The 14515-nt window shown below is 66.9% G+C and carries 10 protein-coding genes; 7 read left to right on the forward strand and 3 right to left on the reverse strand.

Annotated elements, in window-relative coordinates; genetic code table 11:
- Positions 1-137 precede the first annotated feature (137 nt).
- The 3 genes from ACYQ0R_RS01310 to ACYQ0R_RS01320 all read left to right on the forward strand — a co-directional run bounded on the left by ACYQ0R_RS01310 (position 138) and on the right by ACYQ0R_RS01320 (position 3950).
- Positions 138-1049 carry a ZIP family metal transporter gene (locus ACYQ0R_RS01310; RefSeq protein WP_459820534.1) on the forward strand — a complete coding sequence of 304 codons (912 nt, stop codon included), beginning with the start codon at positions 138-140 and terminating at the stop codon, positions 1047-1049.
- Positions 1050-1128: 79 nt separating this feature from the next.
- A complete protein-coding gene (gene aroA / locus ACYQ0R_RS01315; protein WP_459820535.1) occupies positions 1129-2490 on the forward strand; it encodes a 3-phosphoshikimate 1-carboxyvinyltransferase in 1362 nt (453 codons plus the stop codon).
- A 77-nt stretch (positions 2491-2567) separates the two neighbouring features.
- On the forward strand, positions 2568-3950 hold the full coding sequence (locus ACYQ0R_RS01320; RefSeq protein ID WP_459820537.1) for an FAD-binding oxidoreductase: 1383 nt from the start codon (positions 2568-2570) through the stop codon (positions 3948-3950).
- A 37-nt stretch (positions 3951-3987) separates the two neighbouring features.
- On the opposite strand, the gene ACYQ0R_RS01325 is transcribed toward ACYQ0R_RS01320, so the two are convergent.
- Both ACYQ0R_RS01325 and ACYQ0R_RS01330 read right to left on the reverse strand, forming a co-directional pair.
- Positions 3988-5400 (reverse strand): Nramp family divalent metal transporter, encoded by a 1413-nt coding sequence (locus tag ACYQ0R_RS01325; protein WP_459820538.1) that lies wholly within the window; start codon positions 5398-5400, stop codon positions 3988-3990.
- Positions 5401-5504: 104 nt separating this feature from the next.
- Positions 5505-6749, reverse strand: coding sequence for an alpha-hydroxy-acid oxidizing protein (locus tag ACYQ0R_RS01330; RefSeq protein WP_459820539.1), 1245 nt, complete (start codon positions 6747-6749; stop codon positions 5505-5507).
- A gap of 265 nt (positions 6750-7014) precedes the next feature.
- Here ACYQ0R_RS01330 and ACYQ0R_RS01335 point away from each other — a divergent pair, with 265 nt between their 5' ends.
- The 4 genes from ACYQ0R_RS01335 to ACYQ0R_RS01350 all read left to right on the forward strand — a co-directional run bounded on the left by ACYQ0R_RS01335 (position 7015) and on the right by ACYQ0R_RS01350 (position 13738).
- Positions 7015-7869: a lipoate--protein ligase family protein gene (locus tag ACYQ0R_RS01335; RefSeq protein ID WP_459825631.1), complete on the forward strand. Its 855-nt coding sequence runs from the start codon at positions 7015-7017 to the stop codon at positions 7867-7869.
- Between the two features lie 1447 nt (positions 7870-9316).
- Positions 9317-10882 carry a phospholipase D-like domain-containing protein gene (locus ACYQ0R_RS01340; RefSeq protein WP_459825633.1) on the forward strand — a complete coding sequence of 522 codons (1566 nt, stop codon included), beginning with the start codon at positions 9317-9319 and terminating at the stop codon, positions 10880-10882.
- A gap of 44 nt (positions 10883-10926) precedes the next feature.
- Positions 10927-12645 (forward strand): aldehyde ferredoxin oxidoreductase family protein, encoded by a 1719-nt coding sequence (locus ACYQ0R_RS01345; RefSeq protein WP_459820540.1) that lies wholly within the window; start codon positions 10927-10929, stop codon positions 12643-12645.
- A 232-nt stretch (positions 12646-12877) separates the two neighbouring features.
- Positions 12878-13738: a hypothetical protein gene (locus tag ACYQ0R_RS01350; RefSeq protein WP_459820541.1), complete on the forward strand. Its 861-nt coding sequence runs from the start codon at positions 12878-12880 to the stop codon at positions 13736-13738.
- 102 nt (positions 13739-13840) lie between these two features.
- Here the strand turns inward: ACYQ0R_RS01350 and ACYQ0R_RS01355 are convergent, their stop codons facing one another.
- Positions 13841-14488, reverse strand: coding sequence for a DUF5806 family protein (locus ACYQ0R_RS01355; protein WP_459820542.1), 648 nt, complete (start codon positions 14486-14488; stop codon positions 13841-13843).
- Between the last annotated feature and the right edge of the window lie 27 nt (positions 14489-14515).

Here is a 14515-nt window from a genome sequence, read left to right on the forward strand (position 1 = left end):
TCGAGTTAGTCGATGGCGGGTTATAAACCCGGCGCACGCGCGCGCGTGACGGTCGTAAAGAATACCCGAGCCGCCGTCCCCAGAGTGCCCGAGCCGCCGTCCCCGGGTTATATTTTCACACGGCGCGACCGACCCGCATGACGGATATCGCGACCGTGCTGGTGATCACGGGTGCGGCGGGGCTCGCGACCGGGCTCGGCGCGGTACCGGTGTTCGCCCGGGCCCGCGTGAGCCACCGAACGTACGACGCGGGGCTCGGGCTCGCCGCCGGGATCATGGTCGGTGCGAGCGTGTTCGGGCTGATCCTCCCGGGGATGGAGGACGGCGGACTCGCGACGGTGATGGTCGGCATCGCTCTCGGCGGGCTCGCGCTGCTCGTCGGGAATCGCATGATCCCGCACGTGCAGGCCGCGTACCTCGACTGGGTCGCGGAGGGTGGGGCGACCAACGCGGACGTTGTGGAGATGGGCCTCGAATCGGCGCCTGCCGACACGGCTGCTCCCGCCGACGCCCCCGCTCCCGCCGAGGGGTTCAATCCCGACGATCGAGCGGACCGCGACGAGCAAGCGGACCGTGACGATCGAGCGGACCGCGACGGTCGGCTCCGCCGGGCGGTGCTCGTCGGCGGAGCGATCACCCTTCACAACGGGCCGGAGGGACTGGCGATGGGCGTCGCGTTCGCGTCGGGGTTCGAGGAGGTGGCGCTGCTGCTCGCGGTCGTGATCGGGCTCCAGAACGTGCCCGACGGGTTCGCGTTCGCCGTCCCGATGGGTGAGACGGGGATGAGCCGCGGGCGCGTGCTGCTGTACACGACGCTGTCCGGCTTCGTCCCGCAGGTCGTCGCCGCGACGTTCGGCTTCTACCTCGTCTCGCTTGCGTCCGGGCTGTTCCCGATCGCCGCCGGGTTCGCGGCAGGCGCGATGCTCGCGGTCGTGTTCCGCGAGATGATCCCCTCCTCGCACGGCCACGGCCACGCCGACGCGGCGACGACGGCGTTTCTGCTCGGCTTCGTGCTGATCGTCGTCGTCGACGAGGCGCTCATCGTGTGACGTCGAACGCCACCGCGGGGTCGGGGACCACCGACGTCGCTCCGGTACCGACTTACGTTCTCGTGTGACACGGGGTAGTATGGACGTCCACGTTACCAACTCCGACGTGCGCGGGGCGGTCCGCGCGCCTCCCTCGAAGAGCTACACGCACCGCGCGCTGCTGGCGGCCGGCTACGGCGAGGGTGCGACCGTCCGCTCGCCGCTCGTCTCCGCGGACACGAAAGCGACCGCTCGCGCGGTGACCGCCTTCGGCGGCGACGTCGAACGGGACCGTGACGCCGACGCGTTCGTCGTCGACGGGTTCGACGGCCGCCCCGACGTGCCGGACGACGTGATCGACTGTGCGAACTCCGGTACGACGACCCGGCTCGTCACGGCGACCGCCGCGCTCGCGGACGGCGGCACCGTGCTCACCGGTGACGCCTCGCTCCGGTCGCGACCGCAAGGACCGCTGCTCGAGGCGCTGTCCGACCTCGGCGTCAGGGCCGAGTCGACGCGCGGAAACGGGCAGGCCCCGCTGGTCGTGTTCGGCCCGCTCTCCGGCGGCGAGGTGGCGATCCCGGGCGACGTCTCCTCACAGTACGTCACTGCCCTCCTCATGGCCGGCGCGGTCACGGAGACGGGGATCGACGTGGCGCTGACGACGGAGCTGAAATCCGCGCCGTACGTCGACATCACCCTCGAACTGCTCGAGGCGTTCGGCATCGAGGCGATGCCGATACACGACGAGACGGCAGACGCAGCGCACGAAGCAGCTGGTTCCGATCACGGCGCGGCGGGCGCGACCGGCTTCTCCGTGCCCGGCGGGCAGACGTACGAGCCGCCGGGCGGCGAGTACGAGGTGCCGGGCGACTTCTCGTCGATCTCGTATCTCGTCGCCGCGGGCGCTGTCGCGGCCCATCCGGACGACTCGGTGCGGATCCGCGGAGCGCGTCCGAGCGCGCAAGGCGACTCCGCGATCGTCGGGATCGCCGAGCGGATGGGGGCGAACATCGAGTGGGACCGCGAGGACGGCGTCATCACGGTCGGACGCTCCTCACTGTCCGGGATCGAGGTCGACGTCGGCGACACGCCTGACCTGCTTCCCACGATCGCGGCGCTCGGCGCTGTCGCCGAGGGTGACACGCGGATCGTCAACTGCGAGCACGTGCGGTACAAGGAGACCGACCGGGTGGCCGCGATGGCCGAGGAGCTCGAGCGGCTCGGTGCGGAGACGACCGAGGAGCCGGACGTGTTGACGATTCACGGCTCCGAGAGCGACCTCATCGGCGCGACCGTCGACGGCCGAGCGGACCACCGGATCGTGATGTCGCTGGCGGTCGCCGGGCTGGTCGCCGACGGGACGACGACGATCCGCGGCGGCGAGCACGTCGACGTCTCCTTCCCCGATTTCTTCGCCACGCTCCACGACCTCGGCGCGCGGATCGACCGCGAGGAGTGAGCAGGTCGATAGATTCGGGTAGTGTTCGCCCGACCCCGGGTCAGAACAGTTATTGGTGCTCGTGGACTCGACGACGTATGCTCCGGGATGTCGGATTTCTGGAGGCCATCATGTCTCCCGATCGAGTGTCGTCGCACGAGTCGGCGCGAGCCGAGCGCGCGACCGATTGGGGAACCGACCACGGGACCGAACCCGACGTCGTCGTCTGGCCGGCGAGCACGGAGGAGGTCTCGGCGACGCTCGAGGCCGCAACCCGGCGCGAACTGCCGGTGACGCCGTACGCCGCGGGAACGAGCATCGAGGGGAACCCGATTCCGGTTCACGGCGGAATCAGCATGGATCTCACGCGGATGGACTCCGTCCTCGAGATCCGACCGGCGGACCACCAGATCGACGTCGAACCCGGGGTGCTTGGCGATGCGATCGACGACGCAGCGGGGGACCACGGGCTCTTTTTCCCGCCGCTCCCGTCATCGGGGGATATCTCGACCATCGGTGGGATGATAGCCAACGCCGCAAGCGGAATGGGGACGGTCAAGTACGGAGAGATCGCCGACTGGGTGCTCGAGCTCGAAGCCGTCCTCGCCGACGGCTCGGTGATCACCGCTGGCTCGAAAGCCAGCAAAACGTCTTCCGGGTACAACCTCCGGGACCTGATCGTCGGCAGCGAGGGCACACTCGCCGTGGTGACTCGCGCCACGCTGGAGCTCGCGGGGCGTCCTCGACAGGTCCGTGGGGGACGCGCGCTGTTTTCGGAGCTGGACGACGCTGCGGACGCGGTCGCCGACGCCGTGCAGTCCGGCGTCGACGTCGCAAAGATCGAGCTGATCGACCGTGACTCGGCACGGATCTCCAACGCGTACACCGGCGAGTCGCTGCCGGACGTTCCGATGGTGTTCCTCGAGTTCCACGCGGAACACGGCGTCGACGACGAGGTCGCGTTCTGTGAAGGGATCTTCGCCGAACACGGCGTCGAGCGGTTCGAGATGGCCGACGAGGAGGAGATGGCCGATCTCTGGCGTGCCAGACGGGAGCTCGCGGTCGCGATCCGAGCGTCGGACCCGGACCGCGATATCGGCCACCCGGGCGACGTGACCGTCCCGATCAGCGAGTACGGCTCGACGGTCACCCGCGTCAAACGTCTCGCCGAAGAGTACGACCTCTCTATCCCGTGTTTCGGCCATGCCGGGGACGGGAACGTCCACTACATCGTCCTCGTCGACGAGGACGACCCCGACGAGCTGGAGCGGAGCGCTGCCGCCCAGGAGGCGATCATCGACCACGTTCTCGACGTCGGCGGTACGGTCACCGGCGAGCACGGGATCGGTCTCGGAAAACGCGACTATCTCGTGCGGGAACACGGCGAGGCGAGCGTGGCGGCCATGCGGGCGGTCAAGCGAGCGCTCGACCCCACGAACACGCTCAACCCCGGAAAGATCCTTCCCGACCAGTCCGACTGACCGCCGCCGGCTTGCGAATGTATCAGCGGTCGCCGACTCAGGAAGTCAGCGCGTCGACGAGCACCGGGACGAGATCGAACTGCGCGAGCGCGCCCAAGATTCCGAAGACCACGACGGTGATCAGACTGAGTACGTAGTAGGCGATCCACGTCCTCGACGGCTGGAACGGCTCCGGAAGGTTCTCCTTCACGACGTACCAGTTCGCCGGGTAAAACAGGATCTCCGTGACGGCGAGGATCGCGGCGATCGCCACGACGAACGTCACTGGCACGTTCCCGAGCAGGAGCACGACGGTGCTGCTGACGACGACCATGATCGCCAGCACGGCTCGACGAACGAGCTCGCTGTCGAGGTCCCGATCCATCGCCATCGGCAGCACGTCACCCGAGGCTCGCGATGCGCCGTCGAGCAGCGTGATCACGGTCGAGTACAGCGCCGCGAACGAGCCGACGATCATCGCCCACTGCGCCCAGTCGCCGAACGATTCGGAGAGCACCTGACTGACCGCAAACGCGAAGTTCGCGTCCTCCACCGGCTCCGGGAACAGCACGTTCGAGGCGAGGATGATCATCGCAGCGACGAGAACGAAGCTGAACGCGTAGCCGATGTTGAAATCGCGCCGCCCGGTTTTGATCCACGCCCGAATGTAGTCGTGGTAGCGCTCGTCGGTCGGGTCGGCACCCGACTCCCGGAGCTGGCCGGCACCTTCACCCTTCGCCATGCTCCAGCTGCCGATCAGCACGCTCGTCGAGAACCCAGTCGGTGCGAACCCGGCCGCCGCGGCGAACAGCGCGACGAAGACGACCAACCGCTCGCCGGAGAGGTCGATCGACAGCAGCGTCCCGGCCGTGACGTCCGGCGAGGGCGGGCCCACGAACACCCCGAGCACTAAGAGCGCGCCGAGCGCGACCGTGAACACGACGAGTATCTTTTCGAGGAGGCTATACCGAGTGAAAAACACGAGCAGTCCCGCTCCGCCGACGAGCACCACGAACAGCTGTGGAACCGACAGCGGAACCAGCGGGGCGATCAACGCCGCCGTCGACATTCCGACGCCGCTCGTGATCCCGATGTAAAACACCGCAAAGACCACGACGGTGTACCACTGCATCCAGTTTTTCGGCCCGGGGAGCTGGTCGTACGCCTCGACCGGATTCCCGCCGACGCCGTAGTTGTACCGGATGCCGAGCTCCCACGCCCCGTACTTCGCGAGATAGATGAACGCGAATATCCAGAGGGCGAACAGCCCGAACGTCGCCCCCATCGTCGGTCCAAGCACGATATGACTCCCGCCGATACTGATCAGCGCCCACAGCATCGATGGCCCGAAGTGGTTCTTGAAGAACCCCGACCAGTCGCCGCTTGGATACTCGAGCTCCGCGTCGCTCACCACATGTGGAGTCGCGTCGCCGCCGTCCGATCGCGGCCCCCCTCCTGCAGGATTAGACATAATATTTCAGTACATACGACACCGTGCCTATCAGCGTTTGCATATCGAATCGGCTCGCGAACCGCGGACGGTGGCGATCACCGACGTCGGTCGGACGGTGGCGATCACCGACGTCGGTCGGACGGTGACGTCGGTTGGAGGGCCGTCTCGTCGACCCGTCGCCACGAGTCGTAGCCGGCGAGCGCGAGCGTCGCATCGAGGTCGCCGAGAAAGTTCGCGAGGACCGCCCGGACCCCCGCTTCTCCGTCGATCGCGAGTCCGTAGAGATACGGTCGGCCGAGCAGCACGGCGTCGGCACCCAGCGCCAGCGCGACGAACGCGTCGGAACCGCGACGGACGCCGCTGTCGAACAGGACCGGGATCCGGTCGTCGACCGCGTCCACGACACGGGGAAGCGCGTCGATCGACGCTATCGCGTTGTCCACCTGTCGACCACCGTGGTTCGAGACGACGACCCCGTCGAACCCCCGCTCTACCGCTTCGGCGGCGTCATCGGGGTGGAGAAGCCCCTTGATCACCACCGGAAGGTCGGTCCGCTCGGCGATCCGCTCGAGGTCGTTCCAGTCGAGGCTCGGGCGACCGAACTGGGCCGCGAACTCCCGGATCGCTGCCTCGCCGACCGCCGTCTCCACATCCCCCGCTTCGTTCAGTTCTGGTGGATCGTCGAGCCGATCCCGAAACGCGGGGTCGGCCAGGTAGTTCGCGATCCCCTGCCCGTTGAAAAACGGGAGCGACTCACGGTCGATCGTTCGTTCGCGCCACCCCATAAGCGGCGCGTCGACGGTCACCACGAGCGCGTCGTAGCCGGCCGCCTCCGCCCGATCGACGAAGCTCCCCACGACCGCGTCGTCAGTGCTGGCGTACAGCTGGAACCACGCCGGGGCGTCCCCCGTCTCGTCGGCGATCGCCTCCAGGGTTCGTGAGCTGACGGCGCTCGCGACCAGCGGTACGCCGTGTGACGCCGCGGCGCGGGCGGTCGCCAGCTCCCCGTCCTCGGCATATCGCGCCTGGATACCGACCGGCGCGAGCGCGATCGGAGCCGGAAGCGTCGTTCCGAGGACGTTCACCTCGTGATCGCGCTCCTCGACGTCCCTGAGGGGTCGCGGGACGATCCGCCAGCGCTCGAAACCGCGACGGTTGTGATCCAGTGTCCGATCGCCGCCTGCCCCGCCAGCAAGAAACGCGGCAGTGTCCTCGTCGAGCTCCGCTAACGCCGCCTCGCGAAGCGCTTCGATCCGCACTGGCAGGTTCGTCCCTTTCCCGGCGAACGCCGCCTCGTACCGCTTGGCGGCGAACGACTGGGATGACTCCGGTGCCGTCGACTCCGGCTCGTCGTCGTTTCGGCCCATACGCTCACGCGTGAGGAAACATCCTTGTAACTTCGGATCGTCGCGGTGTTCGGTCTCGTGACCGTGGAGCGCAATCGCTTTCCATCGGCCGAACTCACCCCTCGGTATGACCGGATCGGAGGATGCAACGGAGACGTCGCTGGACGCGGCGGACGGGACGGACGAGACGGACGCGGCGGACGGGCGATCCGGGACCGTCACCGACCGGGCGGCAGCGCCGGGCGGCGAGTGGCGGCTGATCCGCGAGGAGCGCCGACCCGGACCGATGCAGATGGCGCTCGACGAGGTCGCGGCAGAGACGGCCGCCGCGGGCGGTCCGTCGACCGTGCGGGTGTACGGCTGGGAGCCCAGCTGTCTGTCGCTCGGCTACGGACAGGACACCGACACCGTCGACTGGGCGTTCTGCGAACGGGAGGGGATCGACATCACTCGCCGACAGACCGGCGGCGGCGGGATCTACCACGACGCCCACGGCGACATCGCCTACTCGATCGCGATTCCCGCGGGCAAGGTGCCCGGCGAGCTGCTCGACTGCTACCACCTGCTGTGTCGGCCGATCCTCGACGCGTTCGACGCGCTCGGACTCGACGTCGACTACGTCGACACGACCGTCTCCGAGCTGTATCACCCCACCTGTTACCTGCGCGAACTGCATCCCGCCCACGATATGGTCGCCCGGGCGAGCACGGACGAGGAGCTCGGCTCGGACGCGGAGCCCGGCTCGGACGCGGAGCCCGGCTCGGACGCGGAGCCCGGCTCGGGTCGCAAGATCGCCGGGAACGCCCAGTACCGCAAGCGCGACGCGGTGATCCAGCACGGCTCGCTCAGCTACGCCGTCGACGCCACACGCCATCTCGGGACGTTCGCCGACCCGCCGGTCACCGCCGAGGCGTTCGAGCAGCGAGTCGTCGGGATCGACGAGCTCGCCGACGTCGACCGCGCGGCGGCAGTGGGAGCGGTCGAGGCGTCGCTGGCGGCGTGGGTCGAGACGAACCCGGACGCGACGCTCGACCGGGACGGCACGTGGACCGACGAAGAGATCGACCGCGCCCGAGAGCTGGTCGCAACGAAGTACCGCGACGACGACTGGGTCCGGAGCCGCCACGGCGACGAGCGGTAGCGCGACTCACACCGGACTCGATGCTCCCGCAGCGATCGTCTGCTGATCCCCGCGCCGGACCCGCCTCCGGCCGTGCGTGATCGTGGTGGCATAGCGCCATTGGCATGACAGTTGTTCATCACGAAGCAAGACGGATACCTCGGGGTCGTACTGAAATCTCCGATTTCCGTGATGACGAGACGCGAAGCGTCTCGAACCACTTGCCTCCGAGGCAGTTGACTGATATGCACCCGAATCGACCGCCAGAACGAGCCTGCTTCGTGATCGATGTCGGGCGTACGTCGCTCACGAGGGTGGATGGGTGGTTTATAAGTGAGTGTGTGGTAGGATTTTCGGCTGTTTATAAGTGAGTCGCGGGAGCGATAGCTCCGCGACGAACGATCTGAAAGCCCCAGCCGGGAGGCGGGCGCACGCTTGCTGCGCGCTTCGGTCGCTCACGTCGTTCGCTCCCTGCAGTGCTTGTGTCGCCTGCGCCCGCCTCCCGGCTGCCCCTTTCAACCCCACCCGACCGCACCGCGACCGCACCTCGCGCCTCCCCAGCCTCGTCGGCGGCTCGCGCGTTCCGCGCTCGCCGCCGCCTCCCTCGCACGCGCTCCTCGCGCTCTTTCCAGAGCGCTCGGAGGCGCGCGCCGACCGCCCGCCGTCACCTGATATATAAATCATGCTCTGCGGTGTGGTTGCGGTGGCGCGCGCCGCGAGCGGGCCAGCGGCCCGCGAGTCGCGAGGGCGACCGGAGGGAGCCCTCGGATGCGAACGGCGAAGCCGTGAGCGAGCGCGCGAGGGAGACCGGAGGGGGCCGCCGAGCGGTTCCGGCGGCCCCTCCGGTCGAGGCTGGGGTGGTCCGAGGCTGCGGTGCGGGGCGGGACTGGAAGGGGCAGTCGCGAGGGCGAAGCCCGGCGAAGCAAGCACTGCAAGGAGCGAGCGAAGTGAGCGACTGAAGCGCGCAGCGAGCCGCGCGAGCCGTCGCGGCTGGGGCTTCCAAGTCGATCTCTGCTCCACCGCTCACTTATATACCACTCCTCACCGCGCTGAATACACCTTTATAAACCACACATCGATTCTCGTATGCGCAATATACGCCCGAGATCACTCACCGGGATGGCTACACTGAGCGATTCATATGTCGGTGTGCACTGTTCTATGACACCCTCCCGTTCGGACAACTCTAGCGATCGGCCGGCAGCGGAACGCATCTCATATCGATCCCTCCGTTGTCCGTACACTTTTGAATGAAAGCGCGGCCAGACGCTCCGTGCGCTCACGACCGTTCGAGACCGCGATCGACACCGGTCAGCTAGCGACCGCGATCGGTACCGTCCTCGTAGCGACCGCGATCGGTACCGTCCTCGTAGCGACGACGGTTCTCGGCGCAACGGGTTCTGTCGCGGCAGTCGACGGCTCGGATACGAGCGACGTCTCAGTCGTTGTCGATGGACGCGGCGACCCGATCGCTGGCGTCACACCCGACGAGGACCACACCGTCACGAACCGGTCAGCATCGTCCGCAAGCATCGTCGAACTGTATCCGAATCCGACCGCGGAGGGAAATCACGGCGAGTATCTCGTCGTCGAGCTCCCGGAGTCGGGAAACTGGTCGTTACACGACGGCCACCACGAGGCATCGATCCCCGAGAATGCGACGGGGACGGTGGCGCTGTCGATGGCACCGAACCGAACGCGTTCACACGTCGACGACGTCGAGATCCGCCGACTGGACGATCACTTTCCGCTCTCGGCCGCAGGCGACCGCATCGAGCTTCGACGCGATGGAGACGTCGTCGATGTAGTCGCGTACGACCGTGTTCGCGAGGGGCACCGCTGGCGTGTCGACTGGGACGAGTGGCGTCCGGACGGATACGTTCCACGGGGCCCGGTTCGGATCGACGACGCATCGGTGACGCCGTTCGTCCTCCCTGACAGTCCCGATCCGCCGATCGACCGGCTCAAAGGGGCCGAGGAGCGACTGCTAGTCGCGGGCTACACGATAGAGTCCGAGCGAGTCGTGGAGCTGCTTATCGACGCCGAGGACCGAGGCGTGACCGTCCGCGTGCTGGTTGAGGGCACACCGGTGGGCGGGTTTCCGGAGCGCGGGGCGGCGGTCGCAGACCGGCTCGACGACGCCGGCGTCGAGGTGGTGGTGCTCGACGGCGACCCCGATCGATTCCGGTTTCATCATGCGAAGTACGCAGTTGCGGACGACCGGGGTGTCGTACTTACGGAGAACTGGAAGGCGTCGGGAACCGGCGGTCGGTCGAACCGTGGATGGGGAGTTGCAACGACCGACCCCCGGATCGCCGACGAGCTCGCCGCGCTGTTCGAGAGCGACGCCCGAGCGCCGGACACACGCTCGTGGGCCGCGTTCCGCGAGGAGACGGAGTTCCACGAGTCGGGGAGCGCGAACGGCACGTATCCGACCCGGTTCGATCCGCCCGAGCAGCACGTCGCGGATGTCGAACTCCTCACCGCACCGGGGAACGCGGAGGATCGGATCGTCGAGCGGATCGACGAGGCGGATCGACGCGTGCTCGCCGTCGTTCCCAGAACCGACGGCTCCGACGGCCGGATCGTTCGTGCGCTCCGTCGAGCCGCCGACCGCGGTGTCGACACCCATCTCCTGTTGTCGGGTGCGTGGTACGACCGCGATCGCAATCGGGAGCTCGCCCGAGCGCTCGATGACGACCCGGTCGAGGTACGGATCGCCGAACCGCGCGGACGGTTCGAGAAGGTGCATGCGAAGGGACTCATCATCGACGACGCGGTCGTGGTCGGGAGTCTCAACTGGAACGAGGTGGCGGCGACCGACAACAGGGAGGTGTTGTTCGCCGTCGAAAGCGCTCACGTCGCCGACTTCTACGCCCGAGCGTACGCCGCGGACTGGCACGGTGGCGGACGACAGCTCCCGGTCACGCTGCTCGTCGGACTGGGGGTCGCTCTCTGTGTGGCCGGCGTCGTTGCCCGGCGCGAGGTGCGATTCGTCGGATCCGGGGGACTGATCGATGAACCGACCGCGTGACCGCAGCCCTGACCTTTATCGCCGTGTCCACGAATACCTATCGTATGAGACACGCACGGGGACCGCTGTTGCGAATCGATCTCTCCGACCGATCGGCATCGACCGAACCGATCGACGACGTGCTGACATCGTACGTCGGCGGTCGCGGACTCAACACCCGACTCGCGTACGACCGTATCCCGTTCGACGCGGACCCACTCGGGCCGGAGAATCGGCTGTACCTCTCGACGGGGCCGATGCAGTACTCGACGACGTCGTACACCGGCAGGATGGCGGCGACGGCACTCTCGCCGTTGACGAACGGGCTGCTCTCCTCGAACGCGGGCGGGTTCCTTTCGCGGAACTTCACCGGTGCCGGCTACGCGGCCGTCGAGTTCATCGGAGCGAGCGAGGAGCTTCTCGCGGTGCACGTACGGGAGATCGACGACGACGGCTCCGCAACCGTCGAGTTCGAACCCGTGCCGGAGCTCGCCGAGGCGACGGTACCGGCAGTCACCGAACACGTCGACACGGCGTCCGGACTCGATGCGGAGAACGTTGCCTGCATCGGCCCGGCCGGCGAGAACGCCGTCCGGTTCGCGTCGATCATGACCTCCGAGACCCGCGCGTTTGGCCGGGGAGGACTCGGCGCGGTGCTCGGCTCGAAGGGCGTGAAGCTGGTGACGTTCGACGGAGATGCCGACGCCGATATCGACATCGCGTGGCCGGACGACGCGGGAGACGTCCATCGCGAGGCGGCGACCGCAGATCATATCATGAAACGGCAAGGAACGACGAGCGTGACGGAGCTAGCCAACGAGGTCGACGCGCTTCCATCCTACTACTTCTCCGAACAGTCGTTCGAGGACGTCGAGGGGATCTCCGGTGACCGCGTCGAGGAGAAAAAGTACAAGAAAGGAACGTGCTCACAGTGTGCGTTCGCCTGCAAGCTCCCCACGCGCGACGAGGAACGGGGGATCGAGACCGAGGGACCGGAGTTCGAGACCGTCATGGCGTTCGGATCGAACGCAGGCGTCGACGACATCGTCGACGTGATGGGCGCGAACCAACTGTGTGATGAGCTCGGGATGGATACGATCTCCTGTGGCGACGTCGTCTCGATGTTTCTTGCGTCCGAAGACGAGTTCGGCAACGCGGAGTTGGTTCAGTCCCTCGTCGAGCAGATCGCGTATCGTGACGGCGTCGGCGGCAAGCTCGCGGAGGGAGTTCACAGAGCACACGAGGAGTTCGGCGCCGAGGACTGGACTGTAAAAGGGATGGCGTTCGCCGGACACGACGGCCGCAAGCTCAACGGCCAGGGGCTCGCGTTCGCGACGGCGAACCGCGGGGCGGACCATATGTACGGCGAGTTCTACCCGTACGAGTACCCGCTCGTCGACAAGGAAGACGCGCTCGACCCCAGCGGGCTGGAAGGGAAACCGCCGAAACTCGTCGACAAGGAGAATCGGAACGCCGTCCTCGATTCGGCCGTGATCTGCAAGTTCTCGCGCGGAACGATAACCGATGGCCGGCTCGCCCGACTGCTCGACGCGGAGTACGAGGAGTTGCTCACGCTGGGAGGCCGCGTCGTCGAGCTCGAGCGGGCGTTCAACAACGCTCGCGGGTTTGACCGCGCTGACGACACGGTCCCGTACGCGGACGCGATCCACGGGTTCGAGGAGGCACTCTCGGAGTACTACGGTCTTCGTGGCTGGAACGATGACGGGACGGTGCCCGGGTACGACGACGGATCAGTCCCCGCAGTCGCAAACGCGGACGACTGACCGGTAAACTACCCCGGGGTCAAGCCCCGAGGTTGTCGCCTTGAATTCAGATACAAAAGGCGGAGCTTCGACCGATACAAAAGGCGGAGCTTCGACCGATACAAAAGGCGGAGCTTCGACCGATACAAAAGGCGGAGCTTCGACCGATACAAAAGGCGGAGCTTCGACCGATAACGAAAACTCGCGTTTGTGCCTTCGCGGCTTTCATGCCGATTCCCGGGAACCGATCGATATGCGACGCCGTTCGTTTCTGTCCGCCGTTAGCGTCGCAGTCGGTGGTTTCGCCGGCTGTGTCGGGAGCCTCGGCGGCTCCGATCCGGGCATCTCGATGCGTGAGTTTCCCGAGCGTCCGGAGGAGCTCACCCCCGAGTCGGTCACCGACTACGTGGCCACGTATGAGGAGACGCGGATTCACAACTATCACGTCGAGTCGGGAGCGACGGAGATCAGCGTCGAGACGGTCGCCACGCTCGATTACGAGGCCAACGGTGGGTTCCACGTGACGACTCAACACGCCGGGACGATCCATCGTGATCGAGACGGCGAGCGCGACGTGAGTGAACTGTACTCCGCGCTCATCCCGTATCGTGTCACGAACGGGTCGACTACGCGACTCGATATCGAGCGCGTGCGAGCACGGGCTGTCAACGACGGGGTGGGCGGTGGTGAGACGGCCGGGAGTGAGACTGGCAGTGACGGGAGCACCGATGACGAGACCGGCAGTGACGAACGCGGAACTGGCGAGACGGATGATGGCGGCGACACCGTCGATCCGCCCTTCGGCGTTCGGGTGGTAAACGTCACGGACCATCCCGGCGAAGTGACGGTAACCGTCGTCTCGGACGGCGGCGACGGAACCCCGGTGAGCGAGGTTGGCGTCGCGGCCGGCCCGGAGTCCGCAGTCGTCGTCGCGCCGATGGCGACCGCACCCGGTACGTACCGGATGGTGGCGCGGTTCGAGGAGAACGGCGTGATCGGTGAAGGTCGCGCGGACGTCGAACTGCCGGGTGTGGATCGGGAGTCGAACGTGGACGTGTTGTTGAGTCCGGACGGACTGTCAACACGGATACTCCCGGCGTTCGAGCATCTCTGACCCGGGTCGTCGTTTCTCGCGCCTCGCCACCGCGGGCTCAGTCGACCACGTCGACGCCGCGTCCGAAACGGCGTCGAGTACGGCCGCGAACTCGTCCATCGGCTACTCCTCGGCAGGTTCGTGGACGTGCCCACACTCCGGGCAGCGGACCTCCTCGCCGCGGAGCGTCGCGGAGGATTCACGGACCTCTCTCATCACTTCGCTGATACGATCTTCGGCGTCCAGTTCGTCGGCGACGGCGAGATCGACGCCCTCGACCTCGAGGAGGAACTTCGCGACCTCCGTCGCCTCGTACATCATCTCGTCCAGATCTTCGGCGGTGAAGAATCCGGACATTGCCCCGTAGAGGAACGTTGCTCCCGATTTCGTCACCTTCTCTTCGAAGGAGTATCTGGCCTGGTTGACCGCCTGTGGGGTGTACGTATCGGTCATAAACGGGACGAGTTCGGGAAGGTTCTCACCGATCTTCGTCATTTCGACGCCGGTCTCGGTCCGGAAGTCCGCGCAGAGCCGCGCGATCGCCCATTCGCGGGCGGTGACGTACGTCCGGTCTCGAAGGAACTCGTTGACGCGCTCGTAGCGAGCGCCGTCCATCTTCTTGAATCGTTCGTACTTTCTGACGTCGGGGGGGATCTCGTCGTCCGCTTCAGCGGTCGCGTCGTCCGAATCGGTGGTGTCGTTCGGTTCGACGTGATCGTCCGCACTCGCAGGATCGCTTGGGTCGGTGGCGGAGCCGGACCGATCGTCCATGCGCGATCCAACTTCCGGTCGAACAAA

This window comes from Halorubrum luteum (genome assembly GCF_054652935.1).

Coding starts and splice junctions, on each gene's coding strand:
- ACYQ0R_RS01310 (WP_459820534.1), top strand. CDS start 138: ATGACGGATATCGCGACCGTGCTGGTGATCACGGGTGCGGCGGGGCTC.
- aroA (WP_459820535.1), top strand. CDS start 1,129: ATGGACGTCCACGTTACCAACTCCGACGTGCGCGGGGCGGTCCGCGCG.
- ACYQ0R_RS01320 (WP_459820537.1), top strand. CDS start 2,568: ATGCTCCGGGATGTCGGATTTCTGGAGGCCATCATGTCTCCCGATCGA.
- ACYQ0R_RS01325 (WP_459820538.1), bottom strand. CDS start 5,400: ATGTCTAATCCTGCAGGAGGGGGGCCGCGATCGGACGGCGGCGACGCG.
- ACYQ0R_RS01330 (WP_459820539.1), bottom strand. CDS start 6,749: ATGGGCCGAAACGACGACGAGCCGGAGTCGACGGCACCGGAGTCATCC.
- ACYQ0R_RS01335 (WP_459825631.1), top strand. CDS start 7,015: ATGCAGATGGCGCTCGACGAGGTCGCGGCAGAGACGGCCGCCGCGGGC.
- ACYQ0R_RS01345 (WP_459820540.1), top strand. CDS start 10,927: ATGAGACACGCACGGGGACCGCTGTTGCGAATCGATCTCTCCGACCGA.
- ACYQ0R_RS01350 (WP_459820541.1), top strand. CDS start 12,878: ATGCGACGCCGTTCGTTTCTGTCCGCCGTTAGCGTCGCAGTCGGTGGT.
- ACYQ0R_RS01355 (WP_459820542.1), bottom strand. CDS start 14,488: ATGGACGATCGGTCCGGCTCCGCCACCGACCCAAGCGATCCTGCGAGT.